The organism is Telluria sp. LT2P80, assembly GCF_059685955.1.
The window spans coordinates 17,016-35,932 of sequence record NZ_JCASIO010000008.1 but is presented as its reverse complement, the minus strand read 5'-3'; the positions used below and the strand labels follow the sequence as shown (position 1 = coordinate 35,932).

General features: G+C 63.8%; 17 protein-coding genes. 2 read left to right on the top strand and 15 right to left on the bottom strand.

Features of this window, described 5'->3' with window-relative positions; genetic code table 11:
* Positions 1 to 29 precede the first annotated feature (29 nt).
* The gene (gene yaaA / locus AC56LW_RS19075) at positions 30 to 800 is read right to left on the bottom strand and encodes a peroxide stress protein YaaA (RefSeq protein ID WP_499637106.1); all 771 of its coding nucleotides are present in this window, start codon (positions 798 to 800) and stop codon (positions 30 to 32) included.
* Positions 801 to 836: 36 nt separating this feature from the next.
* On the opposite strand from yaaA, the gene AC56LW_RS19070 reads away from it, so the two are divergent.
* Positions 837 to 1,304: a putative toxin-antitoxin system toxin component, PIN family gene (locus tag AC56LW_RS19070; RefSeq protein ID WP_499636807.1), complete on the top strand. Its 468-nt coding sequence runs from the start codon at positions 837 to 839 to the stop codon at positions 1,302 to 1,304.
* Positions 1,305 to 1,340: 36 nt separating this feature from the next.
* Positions 1,341 to 2,498 (top strand): pyridoxal phosphate-dependent aminotransferase, encoded by a 1,158-nt coding sequence (locus AC56LW_RS19065; RefSeq protein ID WP_499636805.1) that lies wholly within the window; start codon positions 1,341 to 1,343, stop codon positions 2,496 to 2,498.
* A 30-nt stretch (positions 2,499 to 2,528) separates the two neighbouring features.
* Here AC56LW_RS19065 and paeA read toward each other — a convergent pair whose 3' ends face one another.
* From paeA to AC56LW_RS18995, 14 genes are all read right to left on the bottom strand, one after another.
* Positions 2,529 to 3,860 (bottom strand): polyamine export protein PaeA, encoded by a 1,332-nt coding sequence (paeA, locus tag AC56LW_RS19060; protein ID WP_332532897.1) that lies wholly within the window; start codon positions 3,858 to 3,860, stop codon positions 2,529 to 2,531.
* 109 nt (positions 3,861 to 3,969) lie between these two features.
* Entirely contained in the window at positions 3,970 to 5,031 is a 1,062-nt protein-coding gene (locus tag AC56LW_RS19055) for a tetratricopeptide repeat protein (protein ID WP_499636803.1), read from the bottom strand.
* On the bottom strand, positions 5,028 to 5,918 hold the full coding sequence (locus AC56LW_RS19050) for an ExeA family protein (protein WP_332532899.1): 891 nt from the start codon (positions 5,916 to 5,918) through the stop codon (positions 5,028 to 5,030). The genes AC56LW_RS19055 and AC56LW_RS19050 overlap by 4 nt, the downstream gene beginning before the upstream one ends.
* Positions 5,918 to 7,735, bottom strand: coding sequence for a pilus (MSHA type) biogenesis protein MshL (mshL, locus tag AC56LW_RS19045; protein WP_499636801.1), 1,818 nt, complete (start codon positions 7,733 to 7,735; stop codon positions 5,918 to 5,920). Before mshL ends, AC56LW_RS19050 begins: the two co-directional genes overlap by 1 nt.
* 21 nt (positions 7,736 to 7,756) lie before the next feature.
* Positions 7,757 to 8,119: a hypothetical protein gene (locus AC56LW_RS19040; RefSeq protein WP_332532901.1), complete on the bottom strand. Its 363-nt coding sequence runs from the start codon at positions 8,117 to 8,119 to the stop codon at positions 7,757 to 7,759.
* Complete coding sequence (locus AC56LW_RS19035; RefSeq protein WP_499636799.1) at positions 8,104 to 8,808, bottom strand: hypothetical protein; 705 nt, start codon at positions 8,806 to 8,808, stop codon at positions 8,104 to 8,106. The genes AC56LW_RS19040 and AC56LW_RS19035 overlap by 16 nt, the downstream gene beginning before the upstream one ends.
* Complete coding sequence (locus tag AC56LW_RS19030) at positions 8,805 to 9,464, bottom strand: PilN domain-containing protein (protein ID WP_499636797.1); 660 nt, start codon at positions 9,462 to 9,464, stop codon at positions 8,805 to 8,807. Before AC56LW_RS19030 ends, AC56LW_RS19035 begins: the two co-directional genes overlap by 4 nt.
* On the bottom strand, positions 9,461 to 10,390 hold the full coding sequence (locus AC56LW_RS19025) for an agglutinin biogenesis protein MshI (protein ID WP_499636795.1): 930 nt from the start codon (positions 10,388 to 10,390) through the stop codon (positions 9,461 to 9,463). The genes AC56LW_RS19030 and AC56LW_RS19025 overlap by 4 nt, the downstream gene beginning before the upstream one ends.
* A 240-nt stretch (positions 10,391 to 10,630) precedes the next feature.
* Positions 10,631 to 11,089 carry a type II secretion system protein gene (locus AC56LW_RS19020; RefSeq protein ID WP_499453443.1) on the bottom strand — a complete coding sequence of 153 codons (459 nt, stop codon included), beginning with the start codon at positions 11,087 to 11,089 and terminating at the stop codon, positions 10,631 to 10,633.
* A 271-nt stretch (positions 11,090 to 11,360) separates the two neighbouring features.
* On the bottom strand, positions 11,361 to 12,608 hold the full coding sequence (locus tag AC56LW_RS19015) for a type II secretion system F family protein (RefSeq protein ID WP_499636793.1): 1,248 nt from the start codon (positions 12,606 to 12,608) through the stop codon (positions 11,361 to 11,363).
* A gap of 18 nt (positions 12,609 to 12,626) precedes the next feature.
* Positions 12,627 to 14,330 carry a GspE/PulE family protein gene (locus AC56LW_RS19010; RefSeq protein ID WP_499636791.1) on the bottom strand — a complete coding sequence of 568 codons (1,704 nt, stop codon included), beginning with the start codon at positions 14,328 to 14,330 and terminating at the stop codon, positions 12,627 to 12,629.
* A 266-nt stretch (positions 14,331 to 14,596) separates the two neighbouring features.
* Entirely contained in the window at positions 14,597 to 15,430 is an 834-nt protein-coding gene (locus AC56LW_RS19005) for a PEP-CTERM sorting domain-containing protein (protein ID WP_499636789.1), read from the bottom strand.
* 359 nt (positions 15,431 to 15,789) lie between these two features.
* On the bottom strand, positions 15,790 to 18,141 hold the full coding sequence (locus tag AC56LW_RS19000; RefSeq protein WP_499636787.1) for a carboxy terminal-processing peptidase: 2,352 nt from the start codon (positions 18,139 to 18,141) through the stop codon (positions 15,790 to 15,792).
* 182 nt (positions 18,142 to 18,323) lie between these two features.
* A complete protein-coding gene (locus tag AC56LW_RS18995) occupies positions 18,324 to 18,914 on the bottom strand; it encodes a hypothetical protein (RefSeq protein ID WP_499636785.1) in 591 nt (196 codons plus the stop codon).
* Positions 18,915 to 18,917 lie beyond the last annotated feature (3 nt).

Here is an 18,917-nt window from a genome sequence, read left to right as displayed (position 1 = left end):
CGCCACGCGGCGCCTTTGTCGTGTCTGCTCTACACTGCGATGCGGCGCCGGAACACCCACGCGCGCTCGCTTGACGCCGCCGGCTCGAAGGCATAGCCGTCGACATCGAAGTCCTTGAGCCCCTCCGGATCGGTGATGCCGTTCTCGGTGGCATAGCGCGCCATCATCCCGCGCACGCGCTTGGCGTAGAACGAGATGATCTTGTAGTTGCCATTTTTCCAGTCCTGGAACACGGGCTCGATGACGGGCGCGGCCAGCAGCCTGGGCTTGACCGACTTGAAGTACTCGGTCGAGGCCAGATTCACCAGCGCCGTCGAGCCGTTTTCGGCCAGTTGCTGATTCAGGGCGGTGGTGATCGTCTCGCCCCAGAACGCATACAGGTCCTTGCCGCGCGGGGTGGCCAGCCGGGTACCCATTTCCAGGCGATACGGATGCATCTGGTCCAATGGCCGCAGCACGCCGTACAGGCCCGACAGGATGCGCACGTGGCGCTGGGCAAATGTCAGCGCCTCGGTGTTCAGCGTGCGCGCATCGAAGCCCGTGTACACGTCGCCATTGAACGACATGATCGCGGGCCGCGCTTGTCCATGATCGGCATCCCAGTGGGCGTAGCGCCCGACGTTGAGCATCGACAGCGCGTCGGACAGGTCCATCAGTTCGCTGATCGAGGCAGGCGAATGGCCGCGCAGGACCTCGATCAGTTCGCCCGCGTGGGCAATGAAGTCGGGGGTGGACTGGTGCGGCGTGGTCAGGGGCGATTCGAGATCGAGGGACTTGGCGGGAGACAGGACAATCAGCATGGCCGTACGAAACTTTTCCATAAATAAACAACCGACATGATAACCGCTCCAGCCCCAACCATCGTCATCGACACCAATGTGCTGCTCGACCTGTTCGTGTTCCACGATCCGCGCTGGGCCGACCTGCTTGCCGCCATCGAATCGAAGGAGATCGACGCCATCACACGCGCCGACTGCCGCGCCGAATACCTGGCCGTGCTGCACTACCAGCACCTGCCGCTGAACGACGACAGCCGCCTGGCCGCCGCCGCCCGCTTCGACGCGCTGCTGCGCCTCGTTGACGTCGATTCGAAAGCGATCCGCCTGCCCGTGTGCACCGACCGCGACGACCAGAAATTCATGGAGCTCGCGCGCGACGCCGGCGCGTCGATCCTGATCAGCAAGGACAAGGCGCTGCTCAAGCTGGGACGCAAGACGGCGCAGGCGGGCCTGTTTCGCATCATGCTCCCCGAGGTGTGGGTCACCACGTGGCGCCAGGCCAGGGCAGAAGGCACGCTAGAATAAGGCTTTATCCCATTTGCTTTCGATCAGGATGCATTCATGAGCCTTCCACCGCTGGTCTCCCGCCTGCCGCACGTCGGCACCACCGTGTTCACCCGCATGTCGCAGCTGGCCATCGACCATGGCGCCGTCAACCTGGGCCAGGGCTTCCCCGATTTTGCGTGCGACCCGGCCCTGGTCGACCTGGTGACCGACGCGATGCGGGCCGGGCATAACCAGTACCCGCCAATGACCGGCCTGCCGGCACTGCGCCAGGCGATTTCGGCCAAAATCGAAACCACCTACGGCCAGCGCTACGACGCCAACAGCGAGATCACCGTCACCGCCGGCGCCAGCCAGGCCATCCAGTCGGCGATCCTGGCCGTCGTGCACCCGGGCGACGAGGTGATCGTCATCGAGCCGGCCTACGATTGCTATGCGCCGGCCATTGCGCTGGCGGGCGGCGTCGTGGTGCCGGTGACGATGCGGCTGGACACCGATGGCTACCGCGTTGAATGGAACGACGTGCGGGCAGCGGTCACGCCGCGCACACGCATGGTCGTCATCAACACGCCGCACAACCCGACCGGCACGATCCTGCGCCAGGCCGATCTCGACGCGCTGGTGGCGATCGTGCAGGACACGCAGATCCTGGTGCTGTCGGACGAAGTGTATGAACACATGGTGTTCGACGGCGAGCCGCATGCGTCGGTGGCGCGCCATCCGGCGCTGGCCGAACGCGCATTCGTCGTCTCGAGTTTCGGCAAGACCTTCCATGTGACCGGCTGGAAGATCGGCTACGTGGCCGCACCGGCTGCGTTGATGGTCGAGTTTCGCAAGGTCCACCAGTACAACGTCTTTTGCGTCAACGCGCCGATGCAGCACGCGATTGCCGCCTACCTGCAGGACCCGGCGCCGTGGCGCGACCTGCCGGCGTTCTACCAGGCCAAGCGCGACCTGTTCCGCGCCGGGTTGGCGGCGTCGCGCTTCACGCTGCTGCCATCGGACGGCACCTACTTCCAGTGCGTGCGCTACGACGCGATCTCGGATTTGAGCGAAGCGGACTTCGCCGAATGGCTGACCCGTGAAATCAAGGTCGCCGCCATTCCCGTCTCGGCGTTCTACAGCCAGCCGAAGGAATCGCACGTGGTGCGTTTCTGCTTCGCGAAAAAAGACGAGACGCTGCAGCTTGCGCTGGAGCGTCTCGCACGGTTGTAGGCGCAGTCGTAAGCGCAGTTTCGCCGATACCTAGTGGGCGGCAGGCGTCGCCGCCCCGAGCGCCTTCTGCCCCGGGTCAAGGCGCTTGACCAGTATCTGGTCGATGCGGTGATGGTCGACGTCGAGTACCTCGAAACGCATGCCTTCGTACTCGACGCTGTCGGTCTGCTTGGGCACCTTGCGCAGCATGAACATCATGAAGCCGGCCGCCGTTTCGTAGCGCTCTTCTTCGGGCAGAGACTGCAGGTCGATCACGCGCTTCATCTCCGCCACCGGCGTGCTGCCGTCGATCAGCCATGAACCGTCTTCGCGCTGCATCGTTTGCTGGTCCGCTTCCAGCGGGCTGCCCCAGCGCCCCATCACCGTCACCATGATGTCCGACAGCGTGATCACGCCGACGACAAATGCATACTCGTTGATCACGACCGCGAAGGTCTCCTTGCTGGAGCGGAAGCGGTCCAGCAGCTCGGACAGCGTCAGGCTGTCGGGGATGATCAGGACCGTGCGGATCGTCGATTCGCTCAGGTGGAAGTGCGACTGGTTGTTCAAGAGGCGCACCAGGATGTCGCGGGTGTCGACATAGCCGACCACGCGGTCGATCACACCATCGCAGACAGGGAATTTCGACAACGAATGCGCAGCGATCTTCTGGCGCACGCTTTCTTCGGGCTCGGTCAGGTCGAAGAACACGATGTTCTCGCGCGTCGTCATCGTCGACGTCACGGCGCGCGACTCGAGTTCGAACACGTTTTCGATGAAGTGCTGCTCCTGCTTTTGCAGCACGCCGGCCTGCGCGCCCGCTTCGACAACGGCCGAAATTTCATCGAACGTGATGCGGTCTTCGCGCGTCATGTTGATGCCGAAGAGCTTGAACAAGCCGTTGGCGATCACGTTCAGCGTCCACGAAAACGGCTTGAACAGGCGGATGACGAACAGCACCGGGCGGATCACCGCCATCGCCGTCGTCTCGGGCGAGATCAGCGCGAGGCGTTTGGGCATCAGGTCCGAGAACAGCACGAACAGCGTGGTGACGAACACGAACGACAGCGTGAAGGCGATGTTTTCGCGGCCCGGGCCCGTGTAGACCACGGACAGCCACTCGAGGAAGAACGGGCGCAGCGCCCCTTCGCCCAGAATACCGCCGAGGATGGCAATGGCGTTCAGGCCAAGCTGCGAGGCCGCGAAGAAGTCGGCCGAATGCGCCTGCAGCGCCATGACCTTGCGGGCACGGTCGTCGCCCGCCTCGGCCAGCAATTTGAGTTTGATTTTGCGGGCGCCTGCCAGCGAGATCTCGGTGAGCGACAGGAAGCCCGCCGCAAGCACCAGCACGGCCAGCAAGGCCAAATGTTCGAACAAGTTCATGGGACACCCGGGGTACTGTTATTGGGTCACGCTCGTTGACCGGGGAGCTGCGCAGGGGTACCTGCGCAGGCATGACACTTTACCATGCCCGCCCTCCCCGGCGGCGGCCTCAACGACCGAGTTGGCCCAGGCGACGCTCGACGAAGGCCTGCAGTTCAGGCGACAGCGTCCCGCTGGCCTGGGCCTGCGTGAAGGCGGCGCGGCTTTCGGCGTCGCGCTTGTCGGCCTGCAGCGCGATGCCCAGGCCCATCCACCAGACGCCATTGCCGGGCGAGCGCTTGAGCGCGGCCTGGTAATGGTCGGCCGCTTCATGGACACGACCTTCGCGCTGCAGCACACCGGCCAGGAATGCGTGGTACTCGCCATTGCCCGCCGCATAGGGCAGCGTGCGCATCAGGGTATCGATGGCCGGCCCGCCCCGTTCGAGCTGCAGGCGTGCCAGCAGCATCGCCAGCGCCGGCTGGCGCGCGTCGAGCGCGAGCGCGGCCTGCAACTGGCGCATCGCATCGTCCGGACGGCCAGCCTCGATCAGCAGGCCGACCAGCGTCTGGCGCGCTGCTTCGTGGCGCGGATCGATCTGCAGGCCCGCCTGCAGCGTGGCGATCGCCTCGGTCACGCGGCCGTCTTCGAGCACAGCGAGCGCGCGCCGGTAGGCGTTTTCGGCCCGTTGCGATGGCGTGTCGGTGCGACCGGCTGCCGGCGCAGCCGGTGCAGCCGGTGCATTCTGCACCACGGAGACCGTGCGTGGCGCGGGCCTGGCGGTTGGCGCCGCAGCGACCGGCGTGACTCGCCTGGCTGCCGGTGCCGGTGCCGGTGCTGGTTCCGGTGCCGGCTCTGGTTCCGGTGTCGGCACCGGCGCAGCTGGCGCCACATCGACCACCTGCACCGGCGCTGCCGCCGGCATGTCCACCACCACCGCCGTGCGTGCCGGGGCCTGCGCAGCCGCCAGCACGGCAGGCGCCGGTGTCGGCGTGGGCGCCGTCTGCATCGTCTTCCAGCCGGCGACACCGGCGCCGACCGCCAGCAGCGCGCCACCGACCAGCGCCGCACGCAGCACCGGTCCGCGCCGCTCCGGTGCAGCCACGGGCCGCACGTCGGCCGGCAGCGGCGCCGCGCCAGGCTGGCCGGCGCGCGCGTCGAGGTCCTTGAGCATCTTGTTAATCAGGCTCATGGCGCCACCACCCAGGCAAACACGCCGAGGGCGCCCATGATGATCGCGCCGCCCGTCAGCCACTGGCGGATCGCGCGCCCCACGCCCACCGTGTCACGCGCGGCGATGGCGACATGGCCTCCCGCGACCTGCTGCTTACCCTGGCCGTAACTGAGCATCATCGCCTTGTGCGCCATGATGTTGACCAGGCGCGGTACGCCCCCGCTGGCCCTGTACAGGCTGCGGATCGCGGCGCTCGAAAACAGCCGCGCGCCGGTGAAGCCGGCCACGCGCAGCCGGTGCGCCACGTAGAAATCGATGTCGTCGCGATTCAATGGTCCCAGGTGGTAGTGGAACGTGATGCGCTGTGCCAGCTGGCGGATCGAGTCCAGTTGCAGCTTGCGATTGAGTTCGGGCTGCCCGAACAGGACGATCTGCAGCAGCTTGCGCTTTTCCGTTTCCAGGTTCGTCAGCAGCCGCAGGGCTTCCAGGCTGTCGACAGGGATGGCTTGCGCTTCGTCCAGACACAGTACGACGCGCAGGTCCTGCGCGGCCAGTTGCAGCAGGCGCAGGTTGATTGCCTTGAGCAGCTGGTGCTGGTCGACATCGCGCTCGAGCACGATCTCCAGTTCGTCGGCCAGCGCCAGCATCAAGGTGCGCGGTTCGAGATACGGGTTCGGGATGTAGGCCGTGACGAACCCTTCCCCCAGCGTCGCCATGAACTTGCGGCACAACAGCGTCTTGCCGGTGCCGACTTCACCCGTGATCTTGATGAAGCCTTCGCCGCTGCGCGCTGCGACCAGGAGCGTGTTAAGCGCTTCCTGCGAGCGCGGGCTGCCGAAGAAAAAGCTGGTGTCCGGCGTGATCCCGAACGGCAGCTCGCGCAGGCCAAAGTGCGCCGCGTACATCAGTCAACGCCCCAGCCGGAAGCACGGCTGCGTGGATCGAGCTGCTCGATGCGGCGGCTCGCGTCCATCATGTCTTCGCTCCAGTCGCTGGCGCCTTCGACGATGGTCGGCTTGATCAGCACGACCAGCTCGCGCTTCTGGTTGGTCCGGTTCTTGTTGCGGAACAGGTTACCGAGCAGCGGGATCTTGTCGGCGCCCGGCAGCTGGTCGGTGTCGCCGGTGGATGCCTGGCGCATCAAGCCACCGATGGCAACCACCTGCCCGTTGCGGCCGCGCACGATGCTGTCGAGTTCCGACGTGCTCGATGCCGCCAGCGGCAGGCGCAGCGTGCCACCCGAGCCCAGGTCGACATCCTTGTTGACGGTGGTCACCTGGCTGACCGACGGGTGCACGTGGAGCAGGATGTTGCCGTTGGCGTCGATCTGCGGTGTCACGTCGAGCACGACGCCGGAGAAGAACGGCTGCACCGTCACGCTCGGGCTCACGATGCTGCCGTTGTCGCCGGTCGTGATGTTGTTGGTCACGCCGGTGACGAAGAATTCATCGGTGCCGATCTTGAGCACGGCCTTCTGGTTGTTGACCGCCGCAATGCGGGGACTCGACAGCACGTGCACGCTGCCCTGCGACTCGAGGAACGTGATCAGCGCCGCGAAGTTATTCGTCTGGAAGGCGAAGCCGAACAACGAACCGGCCGCCGTGGCAGCATTCGACAGCGAGAAGCCGGTGCTGGCCGCGAGGCCCTGGCCGCTGTTGATGACAGGCGGCTGGCCGCCCGTGTACGGCAGTGGCGCCAGGTTGGCGCCGGGCGAGATCAGGCCACCGGAAACGCGGTTCGGGTGCGAGCCGCGGAACGATGCGAACGAGGCCCAGTTGATGCCGCTCTGGAAGCTGTCGTTGAGTTCCACCTCGAGGATCTTGGCTTCCAGGATCACCTGGCGGTCGACCGACAGCTGGGTGGCCTTCAGGTAGGCGTCGACGTTGCGCAATTCGTCCGGCATCGCGCGGATCACGAGGACGCCCGATTGCGGGCTGACGACGACGCTGCGACCGCCTTCGGTCGAGCCGACGATGGCGGCAATCGACAGCTTCAGGTCGCCCCAGAAATCGTTGTCCGAGCGCGTGCGCACATCGGTGCTGTTGGTCTGGGTCTGGCCGTTGCTGTTGTTGCCGTTGTTACCGTTGTTGTTGCCGTTATTGCCGTTATTGCCGTTGTTGTTGCCGTTGTTGCCGCCACCATTGTTATTGTTGTTGCCATTGCCGGCGTCGGCTACCGACGTGGACGACACGCGCAGGTTGGACGTGCCGCTGCGCTGCGCCGTCAGGTAGTTCACATGGAACATCCGGGTCTGCATCGTCAGCGGACGGATCGCGATGCGGGCGCCGTCGATCTTGTAGTCGTAGCCATACATGTCACGCACCGCTTCCAGCGTTTCGACCAGCGTCACGTCCTTCAGATTGGCGCTGATATTGCCTGTCACGTCCGGGTGCACCAGCATGTTGTAGCGGGTGCCGGCCACGATCGAGCGGAAGAACTGCTGCGCCGGGACATTGTTGAAGGCGACGTTGAAGCGCTCTTCCAACGCCGGGCGCGCCTTGGGCAACTGGCTGGCCAGCGTCGCTGCCGGTGGCAGCAGCGCATTGGCCACCGCATCGTCCACCGCAGGGCGGGCGCCCTGCTGGGTGCTGGCTTTCGTCAGCTCTTTCGTGATCGCGTCATAGGTGGCGTTCTGTGGCGCGCTCTGGCAGCCGCCAAGGAGTACAGTGACGGCAAGCGCCACGGCCAGCGCGCGCGGCGCCATTACAAACTTGGGTGTCATGGTGGGTACGTACTTCATCGGTTAGCGGGCAACCGGCGTCATGCCGGACAGCGGTGCATCCATGCGCAGCACCTGGCGCGCGTTGCCGCGCATGAGGATGACTTCGCCAGGCTTGATACTCGTGATCCGTGCGCCCTTGTAAAACTCGCCCAGGCGCAGCGTCTCGCCGTCGATGACGGCGACGTGGCGCCCGCCCGCATGCGGCGCGATCAGCACCGATTGCAGGCGCGGGACGTCGCGCTGCACGGCCGGATCGAGCGCGATCCGGTCCATGCCGGCCGGCGGGCGGGTCGGGTCCTGCAACGGCTGCGCGACGGCAGGCAGCTGGCACAGCGCGAGGCAGGTCAGCACGGTCTTGGTCAGGTTCTTCACAGCTTCATCCATTGTCGGTCCAGGCTGAGCGTATGCAGCGTGAGCGTCAGGCGCGCGGTCGGATAGGTTTCGACGTCGAGCTGGGCGCGGCCCCAGAACATCCGCGTCGGGATCGCGTCGAGTGTGCTCATGTAGTCGACCATGTCGAGGTAGTTGCCGCGCACCGTGACTTCGACGCCGTGCCGGTACAGCAACGGCACGTCGCCCCCCGCTGCAGGCGCAGCGCCTGCTGCGGCAGCCGGGGCGGTAGTAGCGCCCGGTGCGGCCAGCGGTTCGGCAGGCAACGTCCGCATCGAGACGAGCTTGAGGCGGCCGTTGGCGCGCAGAATGCTTTCGACCAGTGGTCCCATGCGCTCGGGCGGCACCAGGCCGTGTTCGAGCGCCAGCAGCTCGCTGCCCAGTTGCCCCATCTCTTGCTGCATCGTGTTCAGGCGCGTGCGTGCCTGGGCGTCGGGGTCGATCCGGGAACCCTCCACACGCGCCGTGATCTCGCCATCGATGGCGGCGCTCGCTGCCTGCTGCTGCTCGATCTGCGTGCGCAGCGCTGCCTGTTTTGCGTCCTGCGGCGCCAGCACGAACGTGTGCCCGGCAAATGCCAGCACGGCGATGGTGGCGCCGAACACCATGCCGCGCTCGCGCAGCGACAGGGCGTCGATCCGAGCCGCAAGTTGGCGCACGCGCTGCTTGATCGACGCGCTCATGGCCGTGGCTCCTCGGCGACCGACTGCAGGCTGAATTCGACATACGGTGCGGCGCGGGTGACGGGCTGGCCGTCCGCACCGGGCACGGCTGCTGGCACTGGCAGCGCCGCTGCTTCGCCAATTTGCAGGCTGGCGAACGACTTGCCCTGCATCAGGGGCTCGCTCGTCAGGCGATTCAGGTAGCCAGGCACCATGGCCGGGTCCATGGCACGGCCGCGGATGCCGATCTGGGCGCCGCCCGCGTCGACTGTCACGCCGGTCAGCCACAGACCCGGCATGCTCTGGCGCGCGAGCGCCTTGAAGTAGCCGCCGAAGCCGTTCGTGTCACCCAGTTCGCCCCGTGCCAGAGCGCCCGATACATGGCGCATGGCGGCCAGCTTGCGGTCGGCGCCAAGGAGCTGGTCCGCCATCGTCGCGTCTTTCGCGCGCGGCACGAATTCGGTGTTGACCGAGGCCAGGCGTGCTTGCCGCTTGTCGAGCTGCACCGCACCGGCATCCGCCTGCTGCTGCAGTTCGGCCGTGCGCATGCTCCCCATGAACGCCAGGCCGGCGATGCCGACGACGACCACGCCGGCGGCCAGCGCCAGCTGCGCCGCTGACAGCACGTGCTTTTGCGGCTGGAACGCCGGATTGAACAGATTGATTTGCTGGGTCATGCGCCCTCCCCATCCCGCAGCGCGGCGCCGATGGCCAGGAAGAAGCGCTGCTGCTGGGCCAGGTCAGCCAGCTCGGGCGTGCGCGACAGGTCGAACAGGGTGGCCAGGTTCAGCGTTTCCACCGGCGTGTACAGATTGCTGGACAGGTATTCGTCCAGCCCCGTCACGGCCGATGGGCCAAGAATGAGCTTGGCGACGCTGATGAACGAATACTGGCGCTCGAAATGGTCGAGCGAGCGCTGCAGTTCGAGCGTGATCTTGTCGAAGCTCGCGTGCTTGCGGTCGTGGTCCGGTTCGAGCAATTGCGCCAGCGTGACATCGAAGCGGCGCGACAGGTACAGCTCGCCGCGGTACGACACCGTCAGCAGACTGCCATCATCGCCAAACGACAGCATGGCGATGCCACGGCCTTCCGGCTCGAGCATGGCCGACACATTGCGCTGGGCCATTTCCGGGATATCGATGGCGGCCAGTTCGACCTTGGCATCCAGGAACAGCTTCTGGCGCGGCGCAATGATGCTGTTTTTCGCCGCGATGACGAACACCGATTGCTGCGCGCGCGAGTTGGCGTCCAAAGCAATGTCGAGCACGTCGATGGTCGCTTCGGCGGCGGGAAAGTCGAGGACGTCTTTCAGGCGCCAGCGCATCGCCGTTTTCATTTCTTCGCGCGGCACGCTGGGCGCTTCGACGTTGAGGATCTGGTAGTCGCCGCCGGTGAGCAGCGTGGTGCAATGGCGCCCCGCTGCCTGCGCGTCGCCTGCCAGCTTGTCGATCGTATCGCGCGATACACCGGTGGCCGCCTGGACGGCGAGCACAGTCGCCTGGGCGCCAGGCGTCCTCGCCACGCTCGCAACGAACACATTGTCGCCAGCGATGGCAAAACTCAGCCAGCCAGTTTTTTTCTTGGATTTCTTAAACAAACGCATGCAGGCCGCAATCTGGTCGCACTATGGGTCGTTACCGACAATTTCTTGATTATAGACAAGAGTGATTGAGGGCAATTACAAAAAGACGCACGGTAAGTGAAGTTATTTCCGGCGTGTGGCTAGCAAGCCACCGATTTCGCCGCTCCCGCTTTCCACGCCTGGTGCCATCCAGCGCTGACGAGGGCTGCGCCATAAAAAAAGCGCTGCCGCAGCAGCGCTTTCTTGATCAGCTCACAAGGATCATTCGCACTTGGTGCTGATCACCTGGATGACCGGTGCCGGGACAGCGGCGGTCGCTTCGGTGTAGCGCACGTTGCAGGTGTTATCCAGGGCTGCCGGCATGTTCAACGGCGTGAACGTCACGGTTTGACCAGCGATTGCCGACTTGTAGTCCTTGTCGCTCAGACCCGCTGCCGCGCCAATGGTGGCCACGCTTGGGTAGCCATTGACCATCTTGATGGTCTCGCCTTCGACAACGATGTCGGTGGCATTGGTAATCAGGAATTTGCCACGCAACATCGACGACGCGGCGCTCAGGGCACCACGGGCGCCCTGCAGCGACGCTGCACGGGCATCGCCGCTCAGGCTGGCGAATTTCGGCAGCGCCGTTGCTGCCAGAATGCCCAGGATGACGATCACGACGATCAGTTCGATCAGGGTGAAACCGCCTTGCGCGCCTTTGTTGAAACCTTTGTTCATCGCTACTCTCCGTATGATTGAAAGGAAAAAATTCCTTTCGACTGGTTGATCGAGGAACGGTGCACCAAGGCACGCCGTGGACCGATCCTCCTGATATCTTCGCCCTCATCCAGGCCTGACGGCGGAGAGCGCATAAAGAATTCTACATTGGCCCTAGGAAATTTCGATATCCAGGAAGAACTTTCCACAAAGTATTTTGAGCTAGTGCGACTTTTCCGCCCGGCAAGCCTTATTTTGGTGCCATTACGCAACACTCGGCTGCGACCCTGTGTTATTTCGGATGCAATGCCGCCTGTCCCAGATCCCAGATTGGCAGGAAAATACCCAACGCCAGTATCAGCACCATGACACCCAGGAATGTGATCAGGATCGGCTCGATCTGGCTCGAGAGTGTCTTGAGCTCGTAGTCGACTTCGCGTTCGTACATCAGGGCGATCTCATCCATCAGGTCGTCGATCGAACCGGTTTCCTCGCCCACGGCGATCATCTGCAGCACGATCGGCGTAAACACGTTCGCAGCGGTCGACGTGCGCAGGATGCTCTCCCCGCGTTCAACGCCGTCGCGCATCTGGTCGATGCGCGAACTGAGGTAGGCGTTGTCCGCCGTCTGCGACACCACCGTCAATGCCTGCACGATCGGTACGCCGCTGCGCAGCGATAGCGCGAAGCTGCGCGCGAAACGCGCCATCGTCCCTTTGTGGATGATCTTGCCGGCAATGGGCAGGCGCAGCTTGACGCGGTCCCAGACCAGCCGGCCATTTACCGTGCGGGTCCATGCCTTGAAGCCGACAATGGATGCAACAGTCACGCCGGCAAGCGCCGGCCACCACGCAATGGTGAATTGCGAGGTCGTCAGCAGGACGCGCGTCATCAGGGGCAGTTCGGCACCAAACGACGCGAAGACCGAGGCAAACTTGGGGATCACGAAAACATTCACGACGACCATCGCCAGCACCATGGCGATCACGACGAAGGTCGGATAGCGCAGCGCCGTCTTGACGCGCTCGCGCATGTCGCGATCGAACTCGAGGTGGTCGAACAGACGCAGGAACACTTCTTCCAGGCGCCCCGTCATTTCACCGACCTTCACCATCGACAGGTAGAACGGCGTGAACACGAGCGGGTGACGGCCCATCGCGATGGACAGCTCGCGCCCGGCGTCGAGTGACTCGCGCAGGTCCTTGATGATGCGCGCGAACGCCGGGCTGATGGCCGACTCCTGCAGCCCGGCCAGCCCGCGCATGATCGGCACGCCGGATTTCAGCAGCGTGTAGATCTGGCGGCTGAACAGTTGCACATCCATCGACGTGACCTTTTTCTCGAACAGGCGCTCGCGCCAGCCCACGCTGCTGCTCCCGGCGCCACCACTGGTCGCGCGGCGCTTGGTCACGCTGATCTCGAGCGGCGTCACGCCGCTGCCGAACAGCTGGTCGGCGACGGCGCCGCTGTCGGCGCCTTCGAGCACGCCCTGCAGCAACTCGCCGCGTCCGTCGCGGCCTTTATAGGCGAAAAATGGCATCGTTTATCGGTCCCCGGCTCAATCGTCGAACTGGTTACTGACCCGCATCGCCTCGGAGATCGTCGAGCGCCCCTGCACGGCCAGGCTGACCGCATGGCGGCGCAGCGTGTCGCCGCGCATCTCGGCCTGGGCCACTTTCAGGAAGTGCCCCGGATCGGGATGGTTGACGGCCTCGGTCACGGCGCGTGTCATTTCCAGCAATTCGTAGACGCCGGTACGGCCCCGGTAACCGGTGCCATTGCAATGCGAGCAGCCCTTGCCGTGGAAAAAGCGCGTGGTCGCGGCGAGCTCTTTCAGTTCGGAGCGCAGCCACTCGACTTCGTTTGCGGCCGGCTGGTAGTCGACCGTGCAGCTCTCGCAGATCACGCGCACCAGGCGCTGGGCCAGCACGGCTTGCAGCGAGCCGCCGACCATGTAGCGCGGCACGCCCATGTCCATCAGGCGCAGCGGCGTGCTGGCGGCATCGTTCGTGTGCAGCGTCGAGAGCACCAGGTGACCCGTCATTGCGGCGCGCAGGCCGATCTGCGCCGTTTCCTGGTCGCGCATCTCGCCCACCAGCACGATGTCCGGGTCTTGCCGCAGTGCCGAGCGCAGCACGCGTGCAAAGGACAGTTCGATCTTGTCGTTGACCTGCACCTGGTTGATGCCCGACAGGCGGTACTCGACCGGGTCCTCGACCGTGATCAGTTTTTTCTCGACCGAATTGAGTTCGGCCAGCGCGCTGTAGAGCGTCGTCGTCTTGCCGCTACCGGTCGGCCCGGTCACCAGCACCAGCCCGTTCGGGCGCGCGACAATCGCGCGGAAACGCTCCACCAGGCGCGCCGGCATGCCGATCGCGTCCAGGCGCAGATTGGTGCCGCCCTGGTTCAGCAGACGCATGACGACCGATTCGCCGTACTGCGTCGGCATCGTCGAAATACGCACGTCGATACGCTGGTTGCGCACCTTGACGGCAAAGCGGCCATCCTGCGGCAAACGTTTTTCGGAAATGTCCAGGTCGGCCATCAGCTTGAGGCGCAGCGCCAGCGGCGTGGCCACCTTCAGGTCGGCCTCGGTCTGCAGATGCAGCACGCCGTCGATGCGGAAGCGAATTTGCAGGCGCCCGTCCTGCGGTTCGATGTGGATGTCCGATGCACGCACCTGGGCGGCATCGTCGAACACCGATTGCAGCAGCTTGACGATCGGCGCTTCTTCGAGGCCCGGGTTGGCCGCCAGCGCGCCGAAGTCAATGGACACGTCACCCAGGTCAGCCTCGACTTCGCGCGCCAGACCGGTGATCTCGCCGGTGCGGCGGTAGATGCGGTCGATCGCGCCCAGCACTTCGGTCTCGTTGACCACGGCCAGCTCGACGCCCTTCTTGATCAGGCGCGCAATCTCATCGTAGGCAAACAGGTCGGTGGGGTCGGATACGCCCACCAGCATGGCGTCGCCACGGTCTTCCAGCACCAGTGCGCGAAAACGACGCGCGGCCGTCTCGGGCAACAGCCGCACCAGGTCGGCATTGATGTTGTAGAACTTGAGATTGATGTACGGGATGTCGAGCTGGCGCGCCAGTGCGCCTGAAATCTGATCCTCGGTGACAAAGCCGCTCTCGACGAACACGCGCCCGAGTTTGCGACCGGTGCGCTTCTGATCCGCGAGGGCTTGCTGGAGTTGTTCTTCACTCAACAGCTTTTGCTGCATCAATACTTCGCCGAGACGCACTTTCTCTGGCCGTGCCATACCGTTCCTTGGTCTAATTCTTGCAGCGTAGATTCTATGCCAGAAAGAATAAAAATTGACTCAAGGAATTAAAATGTGTCGGCTTTTGGCGTCAGTCCTGCTGCTGGACCATGCCGAAACCATATCAAAACATCGGTTCCGAGCATTCCAGGCTGACAAACCTGGCACCACGTCGAAGGCACCAGTATGCAAATGGCGCCAGACGAGGCTGGCGCCATGGTGATCGAGCAGCCATCAACACTGCCCTGCATGCAACATCAAGAGACTTATTTGGCCTTGCGACGGCGACCGATCATGCCCACGCCAGCCAGACCGGCCAGCATCAACGCGATCGTACCTGGCTCAGGCACTTCGTTGATCTCATTTGGCAGGATCAGGCTCGGATCGGCGGCGACCGGCACCGCTGCAACCGGCTCCGTCACTGGCTGGTTCGCATTGCTATCACCGGTCTCGTCCGTGACAGGCGGCAGGCTGATGTCGACGCTGCCGCTACCACCGGCAACTGGCGCGCTACCACCGCTCGCACCGCCACCGCTTGCCGGGGCGCTGCCATCGCTGGCGCCAACGCCAGCCGAACCGCCGCCAGTCGAGACCCCGCCAGTCGAGCCGCCTGCGGAACCGGTACTGGCGCCGCTACCGCCGCCAACTGCCGCGCCGCCGCCGGCCGCGCCGCCAGCCACTGGCGACGTTGCGCCGCTGCTGCTCTGACCGGTCTGCCCTTGCACGATCTTGACGCCGTCGCCATCGTTGATGACTGCTGCGGAGTTACCGAAGCGTGCTGCCAGCAAGCCGTTACCGGCGCTCAGCACGTAGCTGGCGTCGATGCCTTGCTGTACAAACAGTTTCTGGGCATCCGATTGCGACAGGCTGGCGCTTGCTTTGCCGACCAGAACTGATGTCAGATCCGTATTGGCATTGTGTGCAATGCCGCCAACCAGGCTGACACCGCTACCGAATACGCCGGAGCCAATGACACTGGAACCATTACCCGTAGTCCAGCCGTTCTGGAACGCAGGTTGCGAAGTCGACGACACGACATCGGCCTGGGCCGCGCCGGCGGAGATCAGAAGCGAAGCAACAACAAGGTGGCGAATTGACATGAAAGTAACTCCTAGGAAATTAAAGATTATTCTTTTTACAAGCACGAAGTCATCCTAGCATGCGTTACGGAAAGTCAACTGTCGGTTGAAATCAAATCGTGCATGCCAAATCTACATCATCTGACGGCTTATTCATCCCAACGAATCAAAATTTTATAGGATGAACAACACAGATTTCATTCCTCAAACAAAATAGGCACGCTGGCCACGCATAAAGCAATGTTGATATTTTTATGACAATTCTCATATTATTTTGTCACTACCTGACTGGGCCATCTGTAGTGCAAATAAAAAAGGCTGCATCCGAAAGAATGCAGCCTTGTTTGCGTGGCGCGACGTTGTCGCGCTGATTGTGACGCTTACTTGACGGTGGCGCTGACAGCCCCGCCGGCCGGCGCGACGACCATGTACGGCATCACGCGCGACGCCATCCGCATGTCCGTCTTGAGCATGCCCACTTCATCGGTGAGGATGTTGGCAGCCTCTTGCAGCATGACGTCCTTGGCATCCTTGGCCGCCTTTTCTGCTGCCAGCTCGGATTGCAGATTGCGCTCATCGGCCTGCAGACCGTCATCCTGGCGCGGCGTACCGCGCACGGCGACCACCGACTTCTTGGCCTTGGTTGGATCCGGCGCTTCGGCGCGCTTTTCCTTGCTGCCCGGACCGCTGACAGGCTCGTCCGGCGTCGCCGACGTGCCGCCCAGGCGGGCTTCACGCAGCTTCGAGCGGGCATCCTGCGTATCGCGCTCCTTGCGGCGGATGGTCTCGTTCAGCGAAATCACGTTTTCCTTGCGCAGCTTGAGCACTTCAGCGATGTCTTCTTGCAGGAACTGGAAGTCCTTGTCCTTGGCAATACGCGCTTCATGTCGTTGCTGCAGCGGCGCCACCAGTTCTTTCAGGTCGCCCGCCGGCATGTAGGTGGCCGGCTTGATCGCCACCCATGGCAGCGCATTGTCGTACGACGATTCGCCAAAGCTGTCGAGGTCGGTCATGACGGGCAACTTGATGTCCGGCGTCACGCCGCGCAGCTGCGTGGTGCCGCCATTGATACGGAAGAACTGGGCGATCGTCATCTTCAGCTCGCCGTAGCGGGCTTTTTCACCCGGTGCGAAGCGGTCGAGGTCGATCAGCGTCTGGACCGTGCCCTTGCCGAAGCTCGGCTCGCCAATGACGAGACCGCGACCGTAATCCTGGATCGCCGCCGCGAAAATCTCGGACGCCGAGGCTGAACCACGGTTGATCAGCACGCCCATCGGGCCATCCCACGCCAGCCCGGCCTTGACGTCGCTTTCGACTTCGACGCGGCCTTCTGCCGTGCGCTGCATGACGACCGGGCCCTTGTCGATGAACAGGCCCGTCAGTTCGACCGCCTCGGTCAGCGAACCGCCGCCGTTGTTGCGCAAGTCGATCAGGACATTGTCGACCTTGTCTTTCTTGAGCTCGACCAGGATGCGCTCGACGTCGCGCGTGGCGCTGCGGAAGTCTTTTTCACCCTTGCGACGGCCTTCGAAGTCTTGATAGAAGGTCGGCAGCGCGATCACGCCGATGCGGCGCTCGACGCCGTTTTCCTTGACCTTGATGATCGACTTCTTGGCAGCCTGCTCTTCCATGCTGATCTTGTTGCGCACCATCGACACGCTGACGTGCTTGGCGTCGACGCCGCCGTCACCCGGAATCACGTCCAGACGGACCGTGGTGCCCTTTTCGCCGCGTACCAGCGCGACGACGTCGTCCAGACGCCAGCCGAGCACGTCGGTGAACGGTGCATTGCCCTGTGCGACGCCGACGATGCGGTCGCCCACCTTGAGCTTGCCGGACTTTTCGGCCGGGCTGCCAGGCACGACTTCGCGGATGATCGTGTAGTCATCGCGCGACTGCAGCACGCAGCCGATGCCTTCGAGCGACAGGCGCATCGCGATATCGAAGTTGTCGGCCGAGCGCGGGCCAAGATAGTTGGTGTGCGGCTCGATGGCGGTGGCGTACGCGTTCATGAACATCTGGAACACGTCTTCGTTGTTCAGCTTGCCAATGCGGTTGACGTAGTTCTCGTAGCGCTTGTCGAGCGTTTCGCGGATCGATTTATCGTCCTTGCCGGCAAGCTTGAGGCGCAGCCAGTCGTTCTTGACGCGCTTGCGCCACAGATCGTGGATTTCATCTTCGCTCTTGGCCCACGATGCTTTTTCGCGGTCCAGCTGCATCGTTTCTTCGGTCGAGAAGTCGAAGTTGCCCTTGAGCAGACTACGCGCGTACGCCATGCGTTCGCCGAAGCGCTTCTGATACATGTTGTAGATCGAGAATGGCGCGCTCAGGTCTTCGTTGTTGATGGCGTCGTCCATCTTCGTGCGCAGGGCGCCGAAGTTGTCGAGGTCAGCCTGCACGAAGTACAGTTTTTCGCTGTCGAGGCCTTCGAAGTATTTATCGAAAATCTTGGCCGACATGGCATCGTCGAGCGGGACCGGGCTGTAGTGGTAGCGGCCCAGCACGCGCGAGGCCCACAGCGCGGCCTGGGTCTGGGCGGCGATCGGCTTCATGTCGGCTGGAATGGCCGGGGTGGCGGATTTGCCGGCGGGCTTGGCAGCAGACTTCGCCGAATCGGCGGGCTTGGCCGGAGCCGGTGGCGTTGCGACGGCAGCGGATTTCTCGGGCTGCGCGGTCACCACATGGGCGGACATGGCAAACGCCATGGCGGCGAGGAGCACGTGCTTCTTCATTCTGCGATTCTCCGAACGGGATTCCTGTTGCGGTTGCGGCATGGCGCAAGGCAAACCTGCCATACCGCGCTTTTCGTTTCATTCTACAGGTAGATCGGCGCGCAAGCGGCAGCCTGACCCGTTTGCGGCACCGCAAATACTGACAATTAAGGTTGCCGTAAGCCTGCCCATGCTCCCTGTATTTACCCTTTGACAAGCATCAATAGCGTGTCGCCGTAATACCAGAGCAAACCGACCAGGACCAGCAGCGGCGCCCATGGCCACGACCGCGCAGCAAGCTTCCAGTCGACAGGCGACGGCCAGAACGACAGGAACTGTGGAGCAAGAAACACCATCAACGCCAGGTCGACCGGCTCGAAGGCCAGCCCATGACGCGTGCGCCACCAGGCCACGCCCAGCGGCACGAACAGCACCAGGAGCGGCGCCAGCGCTGCCGGCGCTGCGTTGTACCAGCGCAGGTTGGCAAACGTGACCGAGCCCAGTTCCCAGTTGTGCCCACCTGCCTTGCTGCCCTTGGCCCGCTTGATGCGGCGCGGCAGCACGCTCATCCCGACCGGTTCGGCATTGGTGAGCAGGCCCACGGAGAAATGGGCCAGTTCGTGGCACAGTGTGCCGGCGGCGGTGAACACGAAAAAGACAGGGTGCGCGGCCGAGGCGATCCACAGCAGGAACGCCAGTGCGGCCGACGGCATCAGATAGATGAGGATGTCGAGCGATGATGCCGCCATGGCGCAGGCGGCGGCGGGAAGCCAGGCGCTGCAGCCGCCGAGCATCGT

Excerpts from the sequence above, each read along its gene's own strand:
- yaaA (WP_499637106.1), bottom strand. The coding sequence starts at position 800 with ATGCTGATTGTCCTGTCTCCCGCCAAGTCCCTCGATCTCGAATCGCCC.
- AC56LW_RS19070 (WP_499636807.1), top strand. The coding sequence starts at position 837 with ATGATAACCGCTCCAGCCCCAACCATCGTCATCGACACCAATGTGCTG.
- AC56LW_RS19065 (WP_499636805.1), top strand. The coding sequence starts at position 1,341 with ATGAGCCTTCCACCGCTGGTCTCCCGCCTGCCGCACGTCGGCACCACC.
- paeA (WP_332532897.1), bottom strand. The coding sequence starts at position 3,860 with ATGAACTTGTTCGAACATTTGGCCTTGCTGGCCGTGCTGGTGCTTGCG.
- AC56LW_RS19055 (WP_499636803.1), bottom strand. The coding sequence starts at position 5,031 with ATGAGCCTGATTAACAAGATGCTCAAGGACCTCGACGCGCGCGCCGGC.
- AC56LW_RS19050 (WP_332532899.1), bottom strand. The coding sequence starts at position 5,918 with ATGTACGCGGCGCACTTTGGCCTGCGCGAGCTGCCGTTCGGGATCACG.
- mshL (WP_499636801.1), bottom strand. The coding sequence starts at position 7,735 with ATGACACCCAAGTTTGTAATGGCGCCGCGCGCGCTGGCCGTGGCGCTT.
- AC56LW_RS19040 (WP_332532901.1), bottom strand. The coding sequence starts at position 8,119 with ATGGATGAAGCTGTGAAGAACCTGACCAAGACCGTGCTGACCTGCCTC.
- AC56LW_RS19035 (WP_499636799.1), bottom strand. The coding sequence starts at position 8,808 with ATGAGCGCGTCGATCAAGCAGCGCGTGCGCCAACTTGCGGCTCGGATC.
- AC56LW_RS19030 (WP_499636797.1), bottom strand. The coding sequence starts at position 9,464 with ATGACCCAGCAAATCAATCTGTTCAATCCGGCGTTCCAGCCGCAAAAG.
- AC56LW_RS19025 (WP_499636795.1), bottom strand. The coding sequence starts at position 10,390 with ATGCGTTTGTTTAAGAAATCCAAGAAAAAAACTGGCTGGCTGAGTTTT.
- AC56LW_RS19020 (WP_499453443.1), bottom strand. The coding sequence starts at position 11,089 with ATGAACAAAGGTTTCAACAAAGGCGCGCAAGGCGGTTTCACCCTGATC.
- AC56LW_RS19015 (WP_499636793.1), bottom strand. The coding sequence starts at position 12,608 with ATGCCATTTTTCGCCTATAAAGGCCGCGACGGACGCGGCGAGTTGCTG.
- AC56LW_RS19010 (WP_499636791.1), bottom strand. The coding sequence starts at position 14,330 with ATGGCACGGCCAGAGAAAGTGCGTCTCGGCGAAGTATTGATGCAGCAA.
- AC56LW_RS19005 (WP_499636789.1), bottom strand. The coding sequence starts at position 15,430 with ATGTCAATTCGCCACCTTGTTGTTGCTTCGCTTCTGATCTCCGCCGGC.
- AC56LW_RS19000 (WP_499636787.1), bottom strand. The coding sequence starts at position 18,141 with ATGAAGAAGCACGTGCTCCTCGCCGCCATGGCGTTTGCCATGTCCGCC.
- AC56LW_RS18995 (WP_499636785.1), bottom strand. The coding sequence starts at position 18,914 with ATGCTCGGCGGCTGCAGCGCCTGGCTTCCCGCCGCCGCCTGCGCCATG.